This window comes from Paraburkholderia sp. GAS38 (assembly GCF_050434965.1).
Taxonomy (GTDB): Bacteria; Pseudomonadota; Gammaproteobacteria; order Burkholderiales; family Burkholderiaceae; genus Paraburkholderia; species Paraburkholderia phenazinium_A.
This window is the reverse complement of the sequence record NZ_JBNDJO010000015.1, coordinates 76,498-94,925: the sequence shown is the minus strand read 5'-3', so window position 1 is coordinate 94,925 and position 18,428 is coordinate 76,498. Positions and strand designations below refer to the sequence as shown.

Below are 18,428 nucleotides of genomic sequence, written 5' to 3'. Positions count from 1 at the left end.
AAACCAAATCAAGATCATGGCTTTACTGAACATCATCAATTACCCGGACAAGCGGCTGCACAAGATTGCCAAGCCGGTCGAAGCGGTCAACGACCGTATCCGCAAGCTCGTCGCGGACATGGCCGAGACGATGTACGCGGCACCCGGCGTCGGCCTCGCGGCCACCCAGGTGGACGTGCATGAGCGTGTCATCGTGATCGACGTGTCGGACGCGCACGACGAACTGCACGCCTTCATCAACCCCGAGATCATCTGGTCGAGCGACGAGAAGATGATCAACGAAGAGGGTTGCCTGTCGGTGCCGGGCATTTACGACAACGTCGAACGCGCTGAGAAAGTGCGGGTGCGCGCGCTCAACGAAAAAGGCGAAACCTTCGAACTGGACTGCGAAGGCCTGCTCGCCGTGTGCATCCAGCACGAGATGGATCACCTGATGGGCCGTGTGTTCGTCGAGTACCTGTCTTCGCTCAAGCAAACGCGTATCAAGAACAAGATGAAGAAGCTCGCCCACGCGATGTAATGCGCGCCCACATCGCCTACCGCCCCCGTACATGAGCCATTCGTTGCGCGTCATCTTTGCCGGTACGCCGGAGTTCGCCGCGGCGGCGCTAGCCGCTATCCACGAAGCCGGTTTTCCCGTGCCGCTTGTGCTTACGCAGCCCGACCGCCCGGCCGGGCGCGGCATGAAACTGCAGGCCAGTCCGGTGAAGCGCTACGCCGAAGAGCACGCTCTCGCGGTCGCGCAGCCGCCGTCTCTGCGCCGTAATGGCAAGTATCCGGTTGAAGCGACGGCTGCGATCGACCTGCTGCGCACCACCCCGCACGACGTGATGGTGGTCGCCGCCTACGGCCTGTTGTTGCCGCAGGAAGTGCTCGATATCGCGCCGCACGGCTGCATCAACATTCACGCGTCGTTGTTGCCGCGCTGGCGCGGCGCCGCCCCGATTCACCGTGCCATCGAAGCGGGCGACACCGAAACCGGCATCACGCTGATGCAGATGGACGCCGGCCTCGATACGGGCGCGATGATCTCCGAAGCGCGCACGCCGATTCACGACGACGACACCACCGCGACGCTGCACGACCGTCTGGCAGAGTCGGGCGCGCGCCTGATCGTCGAGGCGCTGGTCGAACTCGAACGCAGCGGGAAACTCGTGGCAACACCGCAGCCCTCAGAAGGCTTCACCTATGCCGAGAAAATCGGCAAGCACGAAGCCGCGCTCGACTGGCGGCGCCCTGCCGTTGTTCTGGCACGTCAGGTTCGCGCGTTCGACCCGTTCCCAGGTGGCGTGGCCACGCTTGACGGCACCTCGCTGAAAATCTGGTCCGCTGTGCCCGTTGAAGCCACGGGCAACGTAGAGGCGGGGACGATCCTCGACGTTTCGCCGGAGGGTGTCGTGGTGGCCTGCGGTGAGGGCGCGCTGCGTCTCACGCAACTGCAGAAGCCTGGCGGCAAGCGCTTGCCGGTACGGGAATTCCTGGCCGGCTCGACGCTCGTCTCGGGACAGCGTTTCCTGCTACCGGAAGTACAGTAACAGGCGTCCCGTCACGCTCGCTATAGACCGTTCGGCCGACTCGCGCCGCATGCTCTCGGCGCGTTAGAATCGCCCATGCAACGTGCCTGTTTCCAGGCGCCCGCCACCCGAAACCCGGTGCTTCGCGCGAGGCGCCCGAGGGGACTTCCTGCGGGGTGAAAAACGTACGGTTGCTCAGCGTTTCCAGAGAGGATTGGATGTTCGGTATCACCCATTTCGGATTTTTCGTCGTTGCCGTTTTCCTGCTCAACGTCACGCCAGGGCCGGACACGGCCTATATCGTCGGGCGTAGCGTCGCGCAAGGACGTGGCGCGGGCCTCGTGTCGGCGCTGGGCATTTCCGCCGGCTGCTGCGTGCATTCGCTTGCCTGCGCGTTCGGCTTGACCGCGCTGCTGGCCGCGTCGGCAACCGCGTTCACGGTGATCAAGTTCGTGGGCGCGCTGTATCTGATCTATCTTGGCGTGCGTCTGGTTTTCGCCAAACCCGCCGCAGCCGAGACAGCAGGCGCTGCCCGCGCAACCGGTGCGCCGAAGTCGCTGCGCCAATTGTTCCTGCAGGGCTTCTGGACCAACGTCCTGAACCCGAAGGTGGTGCTGTTCTTCGTGTCCTTCTTCCCGCAGTTCGTCACCACCGGCAGCGATCACAAGGCGCTGGCTTTCCTGACGCTTGGCGTCGTCTTCCTCGTCATGAGCACGGTGTGGAACAGTTTTGTCGCGTGGATCGCGGGCAGCGTCACACAACGTTTTTCCGGCAAACCCGGCGTGAAGCGGTGGCTGGATCGCGGCGTCGGCAGTGCATTCGTCGGACTCGGCATCAAGCTCGCCACAGCATCGCGCTAATTGAATTTTCCTTGTCTGCCCATATCTAACAATAAGCTTACAGACAGTTTCGCCGCCGGCAGGCGGTATTGGATATGAACCCGCATTCGGGGCAAGGAGTGGTGAACATGTTTAACTGGGTCAAAACCGCGATGTTGATGGCCGCGATCACGGCCCTATTCATCGTGATCGGCGGGATGATCGGCGGCTCGCGCGGCATGATGATCGCGCTGGTGATCGCGCTCGGGATGAATTTCTTCTCCTACTGGTTTTCGGACAAGATGGTTCTGCGCATGTACAACGCGCAGGAAGTGGACGAAAACAGTGCGCCGCAGTTCTATCGCATGGTGCGTGAGCTGGCCACCCGCGCCAGCCTGCCTATGCCGCGCGTCTACCTGATCAACGAAGACGCGCCGAACGCGTTTGCCACCGGCCGCAATCCGGAGCATGCGGCCGTCGCCGCGACCACCGGCATCCTGCGGGTGCTGTCCGAGCGCGAGATGCGCGGTGTGATGGCGCACGAACTGGCGCACGTGAAGCACCGCGATATCCTGATTTCCACCGTCTCCGCCACGATGGCGGGCGCGATTTCCGCGCTGGCGAACTTCGCGATGTTCTTCGGCGGGCGCGACGAAAACGGCCGCCCGGCGAATCCGATCGCGAGCATCGCGGTGGCATTGCTCGCGCCGATTGCCGGTGCGCTGATTCAGATGGCCATCTCCCGCGCGCGTGAGTTCGAAGCGGACCGTGGCGGCGCGCAGATTTCCGGCGACCCGCAGGCGCTCGCGGCGGCGCTCGACAAAATCCATCGTTACGCGAGCGGCATTCCGTTCCCCACGGCTGAGGCACATCCGTCAACCGCGCAGATGATGATCATGAATCCGCTCGCGGGCGGCGGTATTGCGAATCTCTTTTCAACGCACCCGGCCACGGAAGAGCGCATCGCGCGCCTGATGGAAATGGCGCGCACGGGGCGCTTCGAGTAAGCGGGAGTGGGTGCGGCTACCAGGCCAATGAGTGATCGGGAAGGGCGAGCTCCAACGGGCTCGCCCTTTTTGTTGGCGCATCCACTCCGTCACCACTCGGCGGCCCGCCTACCCACCCAAGCTACAATGTGTGCTGTTTGCGCCGCGCGTACCGTGCGGCCTGCTTTTACCTTCTTCATGACTTCAAAGCCTTCCGCGCGTTCCGTTTCACCGTCGTCGCGTCCGCGTGAATCACGTCTGTCGACGCTGCATCTCGCGCCCGAGTCGCTGGGTTTTGCGCTCGACTGCGCGGCCCAGGCGGTGGGTGCGGTGCGCGTTGGCTCGGCGCTCCCCGCCGCGCTGCAGTCGGTCTTCGTCTCTGCCCCCGAAGGTAGCGCTGCCGCGGCGCGCGGGGCCGTGCAGGACATCTCATACCGGACCATGCGGCGTCTGGCCACGGCCGACTGGCTGATCGCGAAGCTGGTGAAAAAGGCGCCGCCGCCGCACGTCGCCAACCTGCTCGCCTGCGCGCTGGCCTTGCTCGTCGACACCGAAGAGGACGCCGCTTACGCGCCGTTCACCGTCGTCGACCAGGCCGTCCACGCGATTGCCGCGCGCCGTGAGCTCGCGTTCGCCAAAGGCCTCGTCAATGCCGTGCTGCGCAGCTTCCTGCGCGAGCGCGAGACGCTGTTGAGCGCGGTACGGGACGACGAGGTCGCGCGCTGGAACTACCCAGCCTGGTGGATCGACGCGGTACGCCGCGCCTGGCCCGACCGCTGGCAGAACCTGCTTGCAACCGGCAACACGCAAGGACCGCTGACGCTGCGTGTCAACGCGCGCCGCTCCACGGTCGATGCCTATCTGCAGGTCCTGCACGATCACCATATCGACGCCACACGCGCTGGCGGCGACGCTGTGCGCCTCGCCACGCCCATGCCGGTGGACCGCATCCCCGGCTTCGACGACGGCGTGGTCTCGGTGCAGGACGCCGGCGCCCAACTCGCCGCGCAGTGGCTCGGTGCGCGCGACGGCATGCGCGTGCTGGACGCCTGCGCGGCACCTGGCGGCAAGACGGGTCATCTGCTCGAGCGGGCCAATCTCGAACTCGTCGCGCTGGAAAGCGACGCGACACGCGCCCGCCGCATCGGCGAAAACCTGCAACGGCTCGGCCTCACGGCCGAGGTTCGCATCGGCGACGCCGGCGCGCCGGCGAAGTGGCACGACCCGCTGGACCGCCCCTTCGACCGCATTCTGGCCGACGTGCCGTGTTCGGCGTCGGGCATCGTCCGGCGTCACCCGGATATCCGCTGGTTGCGGCGCGCCGCCGACATCCCCGCGCTCGTCGCCGAACAGCGGCGGATTCTGGCGGCACTTTGGCCGCTCGTGAAGCCAGGCGGCGAATTGCTCTACGTTACGTGCTCGATCTTTCCCGAAGAAGGCGAATTGCAGGCGCAGTGGTTTGGAGACAAGTACCAGGATGCGGTACGATTGGACGCGCCGGGGCAACTGTTGCCCACAGCGGCCCGCGCGCCTGCCGACGCCCCGGAGGGTTCCCATGCCGGAGCCGACACCGGCACCGGCTCGAACCCAGATCACGACGGATTTTTCTACGCGCGCTTTCAGAAACGGTGACCATCAAACGCTTCTTTTCGCTTCGGCTAGTGGCCGTGCTCTGGATTGTGCTGGCCTTTTGGCTGAGCGCGCCGGGCGTGGCGTATGCCGATTCGATCGCAGTGCAGCGCGCCTCCCTGCAGTCGGACGGCGGCGGCTGGAGTCTCGATGCGCGTTTTGACTTCGAGCTGAACAGCAACCTCGAAGATGCCGTCAACAAAGGTATTCCGCTCTACTTCACGACCGATTTCGAACTGAGCCGGCCACGCTGGTACTGGTTCGACGAGCAGCCGGTGAGCGTGTCGCAGAGCATCCGTCTGTCGTTTCAGCCGCTCACGCGCGAGTACCGCGTGTCAACGGGCGGTTTGCAGCTCGGCTTCAGCACCCTGAAAGACGCGCTCGCGGTGATCCAGCATGTGACGTCGTGGCATGTGATCGACCGCAATCAGGTGCAGAACGGCGAGACCTATTCCGCCTCCGTGCGCATGCAGCTCGACATCGCACTGATGCCCAAGCCATTCCAGATCGACGCTGTGAACAACCGCGACTGGAATCTCTCTTCCGACTGGAAGCGTTTTACTTTCACGGTGACCGAACGTGCTAAATAAAGTACGCGGCACCACCAGCGTCAGCAGCATCGTCGTGCGCGTGCTGGTGTCGACGGTGGCGGTCACGGCCGTCCTGCTGCTGGTGTTGCTCGCTGCGGCAAGCGCCAACACCGAGTTCTTCGACCGTTACTATCAATGGCTGTACGCGGCCAACGTGGCCGTCGCGCTGATCTTCCTGATGGTCGTGACGGCGCTAGTCCTGATCATCATCTACCGGCTGCGCAAGGGTAAGTTCGGCACGCGGCTCCTGGCCAAGCTCGCCTTCTTCATGGCGCTGGTCGGCGTGGTGCCGGGCGGGATCATCTACGTCGTGTCGTATCAGTTCGTCTCGCGCAGCATCGAGTCGTGGTTCGACGTGAACGTCGAGACCGCGCTCACGTCCGGGCTGAACCTCGGGCGTGGCATGCTCGACGCATCGCTGTCGGACCTGCAAACCAAGGGCCGTCTGATGGCCGAGCAGCTGGCCAGTGCGGACGCCGCTGGAACGACGCTCACGCTGCTGCGCTTGCGCGATCAGTTCGGCGTGCAGGATGCGACGATCGTCGAACCGGTGCGCAGCATGTCCGGCGCGGCGCCTGAGATGCACGTGGTGGCGCAGGCCTCGGGTAACTACGTGACGCTCGTGCCCAACGACTTGCCCACGCCGATGATGATCGATCAGGCGCGCGGCCACGGTTTTGCCGCGATCGAAGGTGAGGTGGACGGCGATCCGAACGCGAACGGCGGCAAGGGCGTGTTGCGGCTGCGGATCGTGCAGCGCATTCCGGATTCGAACGCGTCGTTGCTGCAGCCCACGGAGCGCTTCCTGCAACTGACGCAGCCGGTGTCGCCGTCGCTCGCCCGCAATGCCGACGCCGTGCAGCGCGCGTATCGCGAGTACCAGGAAAAGGCGCTCGGCCGCACGGGTCTGCGCAAGATGTATATCGGCACGTTGACGCTCGCGCTCTTCCTCGCCACCTTCATTGCGATGATGCTGGCGCTCGCGCTCGGCAATCAGCTGGCGCGGCCGCTGTTCCTGCTGGCGCAGGGCACGAAGGAAGTGACCGAGGGCGACTACACGCCGAAGCGCGAAATCAAGTCGCGCGATGAGCTGGGCTTTCTTACGCAGTCGTTCAATGCGATGACGCGGCAACTCTCCGAGGCGCGTGCCGCCGTGGAAAACAACCGCATCGCGCTCGAGCATTCCAAGGCCTATCTGGAAAGCATTCTCGCTAACCTGACCGCGGGCGTGTTCGTGTTCGACCGGCAGTTCCGCCTCACCACGGCGAACCGCGGCGCCGAGCGGATCTTCCGCCAGCAGTTCCAGTCGGCGCTCGGTGCGGCGCTCGACCGCATCACCGTGCTGAGCGATTTCGGCGCGATGGTGCGCAAGGCGTTTGCGGATCGCGAGGCGGCGAGCGGCGACGGTCACGACGACCGCGGTCACTGGCAACAGCAGTTCTCGGTGCAGGTGTCGGGCGAGACCGAACCGCTGACGCTGCTGGTACGCGGTGCGCGGCTCGTCTCCGCCACGGATCGCGACGCCGAGGACATGCAGACTTCCGGCTACGTGGTGGTGTTCGACGACATCTCGGACGTGATCTCGGCGCAGCGCTCGATCGCCTGGGGTGAAGTGGCGCGGCGTCTCGCGCATGAGATCAAGAATCCGCTCACGCCGATCCAGTTGTCGGCCGAGCGCCTGCAGATGAAGCTGGCCGACAAGCTCACACCGTCCGACGCCGATGTGCTGAAGCGCGGCGCGACCACCATCGTCAATCAGGTCGCGGCGATGAAGCAGATGGTCGACAGTTTTCGCGACTACGCACGCACGCCGCCGGCGGTGCTTGCCAACCTGCAGTTGAATGAGCTGGTGAGTGAAGTACTCACGCTCTACGGCATTGAAGAGGGCAAGAGTGCGATCCACGTGGAGCTCGCCGCGCTGCCGGTGATTCGCGGCGACGCCACGCAATTGCGCCAGGTGATCCACAACCTGCTGCAGAATGCGCAGGATGCAGTGGCAGAGGCGGGGCAGCCACGTGTGCTGCTCGAGACGAGGACAGTAGAATATGGCGATCCCGACGCGGAAGGCAAAGTGCGCGTCGCGGTGCGTCTGACCGTATCGGATAACGGACCGGGCTTCCCCGCACGCATCCTGACGCGTGCATTCGAACCTTACGTGACGACCAAGGCCAAAGGAACAGGGCTCGGTCTCGCGATGGTCAAGAAGATCGTCGACGAACACGGCGCGCGAATCGACATTCGCAACCGTTTGAAAGCGGGCGATGTGATCGAGGGTGCGCAGATTTCGATCCTCTTTCTTCAATTGGCAGACGATGATGTAGCGGCGCCTGGGGCAGGGCCGCGAGCGGCGCATGGCAACGCGTCGCAGGGAACGACAAAAGCAACAGTGCAGACAAGGGCAGCGTAAATGGCAACCATCCTGGTGGTAGATGATGAAATGGGCATCCGGGAATTGCTCTCGGAGATCCTGAGCGACGAAGGGCACGTCGTGGAGGCCGCGGAGAACGCGCAGGAAGCGCGTGAGTTCCGGCTGCGCCAGGCCCCCGACCTGGTGCTGCTCGACATCTGGATGCCCGACACCGATGGCGTCACGCTGCTCAAGGAATGGGCCGCGCAGGGTCTGTTGACGATGCCGGTGATCATGATGTCCGGCCATGCGACCATCGACACCGCAGTCGAAGCCACCAAGATCGGCGCGCTCAATTTTCTCGAGAAGCCGATTGCGTTGCAGAAGCTGCTGAAGGCGGTCGAACAGGGTCTCGCGCGCGGCAACCCCGCGCCCGCAGCGCCGGGCGCTGCGCCGAAGCCGGCGCAGCCGGTGAGTTCGGCGGCGGTGGCTTCGGCTGCGTCGTTGCCGATGCTCGCTAACGACAATATCGGCAGTGGTGCGCTGGCGGCGCAGACGGCGTCGATCTCGTTCGACATCCCGTTGCGCGACGCACGCGACGCCTTCGAGCGCGCGTACTTCGAGTATCACCTCGCGCGCGAGAACGGCAGCATGACGCGCGTCGCCGAAAAGACGGGGCTCGAACGCACGCACCTGTACCGCAAGCTGAAGCAGCTCGGCGTCGATCTCGGCAAGAACAAAGGGGAGTAACGCGCTGGCGGACCTGGACTCCCCAAAAGGTGTCCCATCCCGCTAGGCAAAAATTTTGAGAAGGGGGCTTGAGCAGTCGAAAACCCTTTGATATACTCTCGCTTCTTCGTTGGCCCGGTAGCTCAGTTGGTAGAGCAGCGGATTGAAAATCCGCGTGTCGATGGTTCGATTCCGTCCCAGGCCACCAGGATTCAGCCCCAGGAACTCGCAAGATTCCTGGGGCTTTTCCTTTTCTGACGGGTGCCGGGCGTTGCGGTTGTCGTCGATGCATGCGGCGCCGGTTCGCAGGGCTACGCGGCGGCATTGGGCGTCGCATGATAAAATCGCGCCAGTTCAAGGACTTGCTGCGTTCGCCTGACAAGTCCTTTGTCGTTTTTCGGGGGGAGCGCCGGCTACTTTCCGGCGGCGCGGCACCGCGCAACCGCCCCTGCGTCCGACGATCAGCGGTATAAGCGCCAGCGACTCTGCACGCGGAAGGCGCGGCCTATACTGCTTGAGCCGGCTGTCACGCCGGCACGCGTCGCGCCGCGTTGCTGCATGGCGCACACCGCGCAGCGCGACGTGGCACTCATCATTCACGGAGTTTCACGGTGATCCGCAAAGACGCTAAAAGTAGCGCTCTAGTGCTGTTTTCCGGCGGTCAGGACTCGGCCACGTGCCTCGCCTGGGCGCTCGAACGATATGAAACGGTCGAGACACTCGGCTTCGACTACGGGCAGCGGCACCGGGTCGAACTGGAGTGCCGTGAAGGCTTTCGCGACGCCGTCGCCCGGGCCTTTCCGGCGTGGGCCGCGCGCCTCGGCGACGATCACATGATCGACCTGTCGGTGCTCGGTTCGATCAGCGATACCGCCATGACGCGCGAGATCCAGATCGAAGCCGCGGCCAGTGGTTTGCCGAATACCTTTGTGCCGGGCCGCAACCTGATGTTCATGACGATCGCCGCGGCGATTGCCTATCGGCGCGGCTTGCAGGTGCTAGTAGGCGGCATGTGCGAAACGGACTTTTCGGGCTATCCCGACTGCCGCGACGACACGATGAAGGCGCTGCAGGTGGCGCTCAATCTCGGCATGGACAGCCGCTTCGCGCTGGAAACGCCGCTGATGTGGCTCGACAAGGCCGATACGTGGCGCCTCGCGCACGAACTGGGCGGCGACGAGCTGGTCGAGCTGGTGCGGGTCGAGACGCATACGTGCTATCTCGGCGAGCGTGCCGAGTTGCATGCGTGGGGTTTCGGCTGCGGCGAATGTCCGGCGTGCCGCTTGCGCAAGCGCGGCTACGAGGCCTATCTCGCCGGCGAGAACGTCACGGAAGCACCGGTTTGAACCGTGCGCCCCCGGGTGATCCGTGGGGCGGCGGCAACTTTAATCAGGCACGCTGTGCCAGGCAGAAAGCAGCATGACGTACGCGGTCAAGGAAATCTTCTACACATTGCAGGGCGAAGGCGCGAATGCCGGCCGCCCGGCGGTGTTTTGCCGGTTCGCCGGCTGCAATCTGTGGTCGGGCCGCGAGGAAGACCGTGCAGAGGCGGTGTGCCGCTTCTGCGACACGGACTTTGTCGGCACGGACGGCGAGAACGGCGGCAAGTACCGCAGCGCCGCAGACCTGGTGGCGATGATCGCCGCGCAATGGCCGGAAGGCGAGGGCGAGCGCTTCGTCGTCTGTACCGGCGGCGAGCCGATGTTGCAGATGGATCAGCCCTTCGTCGACGCGCTGCACGCCGCCGGTTTTGAAATCGCCATTGAGACCAACGGCTCGCTGCCGGTGCTCGAGACGATCGACTGGATCTGCGTGAGCCCGAAGGCCGACGCACCGTTGGTGGTCACCAAAGGCAACGAACTGAAAGTCGTGATTCCGCAGGACAACCAGCGCCTGTCGGAGTACGCGGCGCTCGACTTCGAATATTTCCTCGTCCAGCCCATGGACGGCCCGTCGCGCGACATCAACACGAAACTCGCGATCGACTGGTGCAAACGCCATCCGCAATGGCGCCTGTCGATGCAGACCCACAAGTATCTGAACATTCCCTGATTTGCCGTGCTGACGATTACCCGAAAACTCGAATTCGACGCGGGCCACCGCATCCCCGATCACCGCAGCCAGTGCCGGAATCTGCACGGGCATCGCTATGTGCTGGAAATCACGCTGCAAGGCGATCTGGTCGATACGGAAGGCGCGCCGGATCGCGGCATGGTGATGGACTTCGCGGACGTGAAGTCGCTCGCCGTCGAACACCTCGTCGACAAGTGGGATCACGCGTTTCTCGTCTACGAAGGCGACACGCACGTGCGCGGCTTTCTCGATTCCATGCCGGGCCACAAGACGGTCGTGCTCGATCGCATTCCCACCGTTGAGAATCTCGCGGCGGTCGCGTTCGACCTGCTCGCGAATGTCTACGACGCCCACTACGGCGTGAATCTGCGTCTGCACAAGGTGCGTCTCTACGAGACGCCGAATTGCTGGGCCGACGTGGTCCGCGACTGAGTCGCAAGCGGGCCACCGGCGCCGCATCGACGCCGCAACCTCGCCTGCTGCGAGTCGTACCTCAGCGTCCGCGTTATTGTCACGGTATGATCGTTTCGATAACCACTCGGAGCGAGACATGCCGGTCACCGCACATCAAAGCGGGCGCGAGGCCCGCGGCGCCTGCCGCCTCTCCCGTGCTTCAGGCGACGTTGTGCGTTGCCGCGGAGTGCGGCGATGAGCACCTTCACCAATCCCCTCAAACAACGTCTCAAGGAAACTGAGGCGCTCTTTGGCGTGTGGCTCTCGCTTGGCTGCGAAAGCGCCGCCGAGGCGCTCGCGCATGCCGGCTTCGACTGGTTGCTGATCGATATGGAGCACGCGCCGATCGACAGCGCGGACGTCACCAACCAGTTGCGCGCGATTGCTGCAGCGCACCTGCCGAGCGAGCCCGCGGTGCGCGTGCCGGCGAGCGAAGCGTGGCTCGTCAAGCGCGTGCTCGATGCGGGCGCGCGCACGCTGATGTTCCCGAATATCGAGTCGGCTGAAGAGGCCGCGCATGCCGTGCGTCTGACCCAGTATCCGACGCCCGAGGCGCTCGACGGCTTGCGTGGCGTCGCGGGCGCCGTGCGTGCGGGGTCGTACGGCATGCGGCGCGACTACGTGCAGACGGCGAACGCGCAGATTGCGACGATCGTGCAGATCGAGTCGGCATCCGCCGTGCATGAGGTGGAGAAGATTGCGGCGACGCCGGGCGTCGATTGCCTGTTCATCGGACCCGCCGATCTCGCCGCGAGCCTCGGCCATCTGGGCGATTCGAAGCATCCCGAGGTGCAGGCGGCGATGAGCCACGTCGTGGCGGCGGCCGACAATGCCGGCATCGCAACCGGCATTTTTGCCATGGATTCCACCGGCGCGCGACAGTATCGCGACGCCGGTTTTCGTTTTATCGCGCTGGCAAGCGACGTCATGTGGCTGCTGCGCGCGACGCGTCAAGCGCTGCAGGAGGTGCGGTCATGAAGGGTTTTTCGCAGTACGTCGTGCGTGTGGCGGTGGGGTTTGCCGCATGTGCCGCATTGGCGGTGGCGGCATCGGCGACGGTCAATGCACAGGACAAGCCGTCCAAAGCCGACGATCCGGAGACGCAGACAGCGGTCGCCGATTACAACGCGGGCAACCTGAGCTCGGCGCTCGTCGAATTTCACAAGGCGGCGCTGCGCGGCAACCGGCTCGCCGAATTCAACTACGCGATGATGTTGCTCACCGGCGAAGGCACGACGGCCAACGTGGATGAGGGCAAGAAGTGGCTGCGCAAGGCCGCCGACGCGAACATGTCGCACGCGCAGTATGTCTACGGCAAGATGTACGACGATGGCGAGTTCGTCGACCGCGATCCGGTGGAAGCGCACCGCTGGTTTCTGAAGGCGGCGCAGCAGGGGCACGTGCAAGCTGAGCTGGCGCTGGCGAACCAGTTTCTGGATGGCCGCGGCACGGCGCGCGACAATCGCCAGGCGTTCGTCTGGTACAAGAAGGCCGCGGAAGGCGGCGACATGACCGCGCAGTACGTGGCTGGCTCATTCTACGAACGCGGCGGCGACGGCGTGGACAAGAACCTGAACGTGGCGCGTGCTTACTATGCGGCTGCCGCGGCGCAGGGCGATCCGGCGGCCAAGCTGAAGTATCTGCAACTGAGCGCCCAATTGCGCGACGAGCACGAGGCCAAACCGCAGTAAAGCGCGCGAATAGGCGAATGAGGCCGTTCAATTGAAAAGGGGCGCAGTTCAAGATGCGCCCCTTTTCGTATCGCGAGCCGTGCATCCGCTCTGGATTAACTCTGCATCAGCCGCTTCTGTCGCCCGACGCTCATGATCAGGCCCGTCGCGATTCCCAGCGTAATCAGCGCCGTGCCTCCATAACTCATGAAGGGCAGCGGCACGCCGACCACCGGCAAGATTCCGCTCACCATGCCGATATTGACGAACGCATAGGTGAAGAAGGCCATGGTCAGCGAGCCCGCCAATAGCCGGCCGAAGAGTGTGGCGCCATTCGCCGCGATGTATAGCCCGCGCGCGATCAGACACATGTACAGGAACAGCAGCACCACCCCGCCGGCGAGCCCGAACTCCTCGGAAAACACCGCGAAAATGAAGTCGGTGTGCTTCTCGGGAATGAATTCCAGGTGGGCCTGCGTGCCCTTCAGCCAGCCCTTGCCGAGCGGGCCACCCGAGCCGATCGCAATCACCGCCTGGATGGTGTGGAAGCCCTTGCCGAGCGGATCGGAGGTGGGGTCGAGCAAGGTGCAGATACGGTGCTTCTGATAGTCGTGCATCAGCGGCCACTGCACTTCAGGCTGGCAGATCTTGTCCTGAAACACCGCAATGGAGGTGACCGCGATCGCCGCGGCAATCAGCACCGGCACGATCAGCTTGAAACTCAGGCCCGCGAAGTAGATGACGAACAGACCCGCGGCGAACACCAGCACGGCGGTGCCGAGGTCCGGCTGCTTGGCGATCAGGCCCACCGGCACGGCCAGAATGATCAGGCCGACCAGATAGTCGTACCAGCGCATCACGCCTTCGCGGCGCTGGTAGTACCACGCGAGCATCAAGGGTGTGGCGATCTTCATGATCTCCGACGGCTGGATCACCACGCCGACGTTGATCCAGCGCTTGGCCCCCTTGCGCGTGAGACCGAATAGCGCCACCGCTACCAGTAGCGCAATGCCGAAGGTATACAGCGGGACGGCGAAGCGCATCAGCGTGGTGGGCGGCACATTCGCGAGCGCCCACATCAGCACGAAGGTCAGCATGATGTTGCGCAACTGGTCTTCCACCTTGCCCGGCATGTCGAGCGTGGCGCTGTACAGCGTGACGATACCGACGCACATCAGCAGAAACACCGCGAGTGCGAGCGGGCGGTCGAAGCCGATGAACATCTTCTTGATGCGATCGAGCCAGGCGCGCTTGTCGAATTGCATGCCTTTCTCCTTACTCGTCGATGCCGCCGGAAACCGGCTGGCGGGGTGACGTGGGCTGAATGCTATCGTCGCGCGACGGCGCAGCGGCGGTGGGTGACGGTTCGCTGGCCGGGCGTGGATGGTGCGGACCGGATTTGCGCGGCACCAGTGTCCTGGTGGGGGCCGAGGCCGGGTCCGCCAGCACGGTGGTGGCGACGAACGGAGCCGAGGCGTCGTTTGCCGTGGCGCCTGACCGATCTGCACCCGTTGCCGCCCGATTAGCTGCGTTCTTATCGGCGCCCTTGCCGTCCGGCGCTGCGACGACAGGGCCAACCGGCGCCGCAGGTGCAACATCCGAAGCCGCCGACGCCGCAGCCGGTGCCGACGCCCCCGCTGCATTCGATGCGGCGCCGGGCATCGGCAAGGCAGTGAAGCCCGCAGCGACGGAAGCCGGCTGCATGATTTCGACAGCAGTCGGCGCCGAGCCGATCACCGGCGCCGACGCCTCCGCGGTTGCCGAAGCCGCCGCAGCGACGGCCGCCGCTTCCGCGCCCGGCTTGTTCCGGTCAACGAGGTAGTAGTCGAGCACGCGGCGCGCGATCGGGCCCGCCACTTCCGCACCCCAGCCACCGTTTTCGACGATCAGTGCGAGCGCGATCTTCGGATTGTCTGCCGGCGCGAAGGCGATAAAGAGCGCGTGGTCACGCAGATTTTCTGGAATCGCGTGGCCCTTGTAGTTCGCGCCCTGCAGCGAATAGACCTGCGCGGTACCGGTCTTGCCCGCGGCTTGATAGGGTGCGCCGATGAAGACCTTCGACGCCGTGCCGTTGGTCACGACACCGACCATCGCACGCTTGACGACATCAATATCGGTCTGCGACACGTTGATGCGGCCGTCGTCCTTCGGCACGGTCAGACGCTCGTCCTTGGTGATCGGATTTTCGATTTCCTTCACCAGGTGAGGCTTCATCACGATGCCGTTGTTGGCTAGCGTGGCGACCGCGTGGGCAAGCTGCAGGATCGTGAACGAGTTGTAGCCCTGGCCGATCCCGAGACTGATCGTCTCGCCTTCGTACCAGCGCTGCTGTTCGGGCTTGCGGTAGGCTTTGCGCTTCCATTCGGTGGAAGGAAGAATGCCCTTCGCTTCGCCGGCAATATCGATGCCGGTGATCTGGCCGAAGCCCCACGGCTTCATGAAATTGGCGATCGCATTGACGCCGAGATCATGCGCCAGCATGAAGAAATACGTGTCGTTCGACACCACGATGGCGCGGTTCAGGTCGACCCAGCCCTGGCCCGAGCGCACGTCGTTGCGGAACGTGTGGCCGCCGAACGTGTAGTAGCCTGGATCCTGGAAGCCCCAACCCGGCGTGCGCTTGTGCAGCGTCAGTGCGGCGAGCGCCATGAACGGCTTGTAGGTGGAGCCCGGCGGATAAGTGCCGTGCAGCGGCCGGTTCAGCAGCGGGTGGTCGGGCGAGTTGTTCAGGTCGTCCCAGGTCTGCTGGTCGATGCCATCCACAAACGAATTCGGATCGAAGCTCGGCGCCGACACGAAGGCGAGCACGTCGCCGCTCGACGGTTCGATCGCCACCAGCGCGCCGCGCTTGCCGGCAAATGCCTGTTCGGCGACCTGCTGCAGGCCGATGTCGAGCGACAGCACGAGGTTGTTGCCCGGCGTCGCCTGAGTGCGCGACAAGGTCCGCACCGGCCGTCCGCCGGCGGTCACCTCGACTTCCTCGAAGCCGGTCTGGCCGTGCAGTTCGGTCTCGTAGCTCTGCTCCACACCGATCTTGCCGATGTAGTCGGTGCCCTTGTAGTTGTTCGCATCGAGGCGCGGATCGTAGTGATCCGGATCGCTGTCGTTCTGGTCGCTGGCTTCGTCGATGCGGTCCTGATCGCGCTGCGAAATGCGCCCGATGTAACCGATCACGTGCGCGGCCGTCGCCCCTAGTGGGTACTGACGGAACAGCCGCGCACGCACCTCGACGCCCGGGAAGCGGAAGCGCTGCGCGGTGAAGCGCGCGACTTCGTCGTCGGTCAGGCGGGTGCGGATCGGCAGGCTCTCGAAGTTCTTGGAGTCTTCCTGCAGCTTCTTGAAGTTGCGCCGGTCGCGTGCGTCGATCGTAATGACGGTCGCGAGATTGTCGATGACGTTGTCGAGCGTGTCGTTGAGCTTCGAAGGCGTGATTTCCAGCGTGTAGGCGGAGTAGTTCTTCGCCAGCACGACGCCGTTACGGTCCGTGATGATGCCGCGGTTCGGCACGATCGGCGCCACCGAGATGCGGTTCTCGTCGGCCTGCAGCGAATACTTGCTGTAGTGCCAGACCTGCAGGAACAGGAAGCGGAAAACGATCAGCCCGAAGCAGACGAACACGAACAGGCCCGCCGCCGCGACCCGCAGGCGGAACTTCGAGAGCTGTTGCTGAGTGTCCTTGAATTCGGCTGCCATGCTTTTGGTCAAAAGGCCGCGGAGCGGCCGTAAACGGTGAATGAGCCGCCGGCCGTGACCGGGAGGCAAGAGCGGTGTGGGCCGAGCCGGCCGGGGGAGCGCGTGTTTCGCGGGTTCAAGGAGGGGCTCGGTGCGCGCACTGCGCTAAATGGGCCGGGTGTCGTCCGGATCGGCCGGACGGCGCTGCGGCATCAGCAGCAGCGCACTCGCGATGGGCCAAAGCGCGGCTTCGATGAACCCGTCGATCAGGTAACCCCAGCCGGGAAACGCCGCACCCATCAGCAGCCGGATCACGAACGGCACGAGCTGCGCGACCACGAACAGGGGCATTACCGCGAAGGTCTGCACGCCCATCGGCATCCACAGTACCCGCCGGTGGATGGTGATCGCACCGTACGACAGCAGCGTATAGGCCAGCGCATGCTCGCCGAGCAGGCTGGCGTTGTGCACGTCCATCAGGATGCCGAGCAGGAACGCGATGCCCATGCCGACCTTGCGCGGCTGGTGCACGTTCCAGAACAGCAGCACGAGTGCGACGAAGTCGGGCACGCCGATCAGGCGTCCCCACGGCATCAGGTTCAGCAGGAAGGCTGCTGCCAGGCTGAAGGCGATGAAGTACGGGTTAACCGGCTGCAGGATGTATTGAGGGCGGTTCACTCGTCGATCCCTCCCGTTGCCGGTTTTTCTACGGGCGGCCGGCCGTCGGCTTTCTTCTCGCCAGCCGGCTTTTTCTCGCCCACGGGCTTCTTCTCGGGAGCGGCCTTCTTTTCCGTTGCTGCCGCTGCCGTTGCCGAACTCGGCCTGGCTGCCGCCGCAGTAGCGGCGGATGCGGGCGCCGCCGCTTTGGCGTTCTTCTCCGGCGCCTTCTCCGCGGATTTCGCCCCCTTCTTCGCCTTCGCTTCCTTTGCGGAGCTGGCGGCATCGGGTTCGTCCGCCGGACGTGGCGGCACCGTGTTCTGATAGTGCAACACCAGCAGCTCGCGAGCGCCACGCACCGGCGCAACCGGCAGGCACACTACGCGCGCGAATGCCGTATCGGCCTGCTTGTCGACCCGCACCACCTTGGCCACCGGCAAGCCCGGCGGATAGGTGCCGTCGAGGCCGCTCGTCACCAGTTCGTCGCCGGCCTGCAGGTCTGCGCTGATCGGCACGAAGCGCAGGTCGAGCGAATCGCCCTTCGGCGTGCCGTAAATCACGCTGCGCAGACCTGTGCGCACCACCTGCACCGGCACGGCCTGATCCTTGTCGGTCAGCAGCGTGACTTCCGCCTGCATCGGGAATACCCGCGTGACCTGGCCGATCACGCCGTCTTCGTTGACGACCGGCGAGCCGTCCTGGATGCCCTGCTGCGCGCCACGGCCAATGATGACCTTCTGGGTGAACGGGTCGCGCGTGTCGTACTGGATTTCAGCGGGGATCGATTGCGTGGTCATGCGCTGCGAGAGTTGCAGCAGCAGGCGCAGATGTTCGTTCTCGGCGCCCAGTTCGGCCGCCGTGTTGGCCTGCAGCGAGAGTTGCAGGTTCTTCTTGCGCAGGGTGTCGTTCTGACCGCGCAGCGTGGCGCTGGTGACGGCCAGATCCGCGGCGCCCATGAACATGTCGCGCGGTACGAGCGCGGCGCGCTGCAACGGATATAGACCCGCTCCGAGGACACCGCGAACGATTTCGAGCGTCCTGAAACGCGCATCCGAGATCAGCAGGGCGAGCGCCAGCAGCACGAAGAAAATCAGCCGTGCGAGTGCGGAGGGGCCTTGCTTGAACAGAGGCGGCGGACTGTATTCCATGGTCGGCGCCGGGGGCGTGAGCGGTTGGTCTGACTTCGGCGCGGAAACGCGTACTCAGCGCGCGGCAGCTGGATGAACCAGCCCAAGACAGGCCACCCCGAAGAAGGCTGGCCGTCCGATCCGCGCTGCTGACATGGAGATA

17 protein-coding genes and 1 tRNA gene are annotated in these 18,428 nt (G+C 64.5%); 14 read left to right on the top strand and 4 right to left on the bottom strand.

Annotated elements, in window-relative coordinates; all coding sequences use genetic code 11:
* The first annotated feature begins 16 nt into the window (after nucleotides 1-16).
* From def to P3T42_RS29215, 14 genes are all read left to right on the top strand, one after another.
* Nucleotides 17-520, top strand: a complete 504-nt coding sequence (gene def / locus P3T42_RS29280) for a peptide deformylase (RefSeq protein ID WP_074301116.1) — start codon at nucleotides 17-19, stop codon at nucleotides 518-520.
* Nucleotides 521-551: 31 nt separating this feature from the next.
* The gene (fmt, locus tag P3T42_RS29275; protein ID WP_429308008.1) at nucleotides 552-1,535 is read left to right on the top strand and encodes a methionyl-tRNA formyltransferase; all 984 of its coding nucleotides are present in this window, start codon (nucleotides 552-554) and stop codon (nucleotides 1,533-1,535) included.
* Between the two features lie 197 nt (nucleotides 1,536-1,732).
* Entirely contained in the window at nucleotides 1,733-2,374 is a 642-nt protein-coding gene (locus P3T42_RS29270; RefSeq protein ID WP_074301114.1) for a LysE family translocator, read from the top strand.
* A 107-nt stretch (nucleotides 2,375-2,481) separates the two neighbouring features.
* The gene (gene htpX, locus P3T42_RS29265; RefSeq protein WP_074301113.1) at nucleotides 2,482-3,339 is read left to right on the top strand and encodes a zinc metalloprotease HtpX; all 858 of its coding nucleotides are present in this window, start codon (nucleotides 2,482-2,484) and stop codon (nucleotides 3,337-3,339) included.
* Between the two features lie 177 nt (nucleotides 3,340-3,516).
* Complete coding sequence (gene rsmB, locus P3T42_RS29260) at nucleotides 3,517-4,950, top strand: 16S rRNA (cytosine(967)-C(5))-methyltransferase RsmB (protein ID WP_429308007.1); 1,434 nt, start codon at nucleotides 3,517-3,519, stop codon at nucleotides 4,948-4,950.
* Nucleotides 4,947-5,537, top strand: a complete 591-nt coding sequence (locus P3T42_RS29255; RefSeq protein WP_074301111.1) for a DUF4390 domain-containing protein — start codon at nucleotides 4,947-4,949, stop codon at nucleotides 5,535-5,537. The genes rsmB and P3T42_RS29255 overlap by 4 nt, the downstream gene beginning before the upstream one ends.
* Nucleotides 5,527-7,944, top strand: coding sequence for a sensor histidine kinase (locus P3T42_RS29250; protein ID WP_074301110.1), 2,418 nt, complete (start codon nucleotides 5,527-5,529; stop codon nucleotides 7,942-7,944). The genes P3T42_RS29255 and P3T42_RS29250 overlap by 11 nt, the downstream gene beginning before the upstream one ends.
* Nucleotides 7,945-8,634 carry a response regulator transcription factor EsaR gene (gene esaR / locus P3T42_RS29245; RefSeq protein WP_074301109.1) on the top strand — a complete coding sequence of 230 codons (690 nt, stop codon included), beginning with the start codon at nucleotides 7,945-7,947 and terminating at the stop codon, nucleotides 8,632-8,634. It begins immediately after the preceding gene.
* 111 nt (nucleotides 8,635-8,745) lie between these two features.
* Nucleotides 8,746-8,821, top strand: a tRNA-Phe gene (locus P3T42_RS29240).
* Nucleotides 8,822-9,224: 403 nt separating this feature from the next.
* The gene (gene queC, locus P3T42_RS29235; RefSeq protein WP_074301108.1) at nucleotides 9,225-9,959 is read left to right on the top strand and encodes a 7-cyano-7-deazaguanine synthase QueC; all 735 of its coding nucleotides are present in this window, start codon (nucleotides 9,225-9,227) and stop codon (nucleotides 9,957-9,959) included.
* A gap of 73 nt (nucleotides 9,960-10,032) precedes the next feature.
* Nucleotides 10,033-10,665 carry a 7-carboxy-7-deazaguanine synthase gene (queE, locus tag P3T42_RS29230; RefSeq protein WP_074301107.1) on the top strand — a complete coding sequence of 211 codons (633 nt, stop codon included), beginning with the start codon at nucleotides 10,033-10,035 and terminating at the stop codon, nucleotides 10,663-10,665.
* A 9-nt stretch (nucleotides 10,666-10,674) separates the two neighbouring features.
* The gene (queD, locus tag P3T42_RS29225; RefSeq protein ID WP_143788563.1) at nucleotides 10,675-11,118 is read left to right on the top strand and encodes a 6-carboxytetrahydropterin synthase QueD; all 444 of its coding nucleotides are present in this window, start codon (nucleotides 10,675-10,677) and stop codon (nucleotides 11,116-11,118) included.
* 216 nt (nucleotides 11,119-11,334) lie between these two features.
* Entirely contained in the window at nucleotides 11,335-12,117 is a 783-nt protein-coding gene (locus tag P3T42_RS29220) for an HpcH/HpaI aldolase family protein (RefSeq protein WP_429308006.1), read from the top strand.
* Nucleotides 12,114-12,830, top strand: a complete 717-nt coding sequence (locus P3T42_RS29215; protein WP_074301104.1) for a tetratricopeptide repeat protein — start codon at nucleotides 12,114-12,116, stop codon at nucleotides 12,828-12,830. Before P3T42_RS29220 ends, P3T42_RS29215 begins: the two co-directional genes overlap by 4 nt.
* A 95-nt stretch (nucleotides 12,831-12,925) precedes the next feature.
* Here the strand turns inward: P3T42_RS29215 and rodA are convergent, their stop codons facing one another.
* The 4 genes from rodA to mreC all read right to left on the bottom strand — a co-directional run bounded on the left by rodA (nucleotide 12,926) and on the right by mreC (nucleotide 18,286).
* Nucleotides 12,926-14,074 carry a rod shape-determining protein RodA gene (gene rodA / locus P3T42_RS29210; protein WP_074301103.1) on the bottom strand — a complete coding sequence of 383 codons (1,149 nt, stop codon included), beginning with the start codon at nucleotides 14,072-14,074 and terminating at the stop codon, nucleotides 12,926-12,928.
* Between the two features lie 10 nt (nucleotides 14,075-14,084).
* On the bottom strand, nucleotides 14,085-16,502 hold the full coding sequence (mrdA, locus tag P3T42_RS29205) for a penicillin-binding protein 2 (protein WP_074301102.1): 2,418 nt from the start codon (nucleotides 16,500-16,502) through the stop codon (nucleotides 14,085-14,087).
* Nucleotides 16,503-16,646: 144 nt separating this feature from the next.
* Nucleotides 16,647-17,159 (bottom strand): rod shape-determining protein MreD, encoded by a 513-nt coding sequence (gene mreD / locus P3T42_RS29200; protein ID WP_074301101.1) that lies wholly within the window; start codon nucleotides 17,157-17,159, stop codon nucleotides 16,647-16,649.
* Nucleotides 17,156-18,286, bottom strand: a complete 1,131-nt coding sequence (gene mreC, locus P3T42_RS29195; RefSeq protein ID WP_429308005.1) for a rod shape-determining protein MreC — start codon at nucleotides 18,284-18,286, stop codon at nucleotides 17,156-17,158. The genes mreD and mreC overlap by 4 nt, the downstream gene beginning before the upstream one ends.
* Between the last annotated feature and the right edge of the window lie 142 nt (nucleotides 18,287-18,428).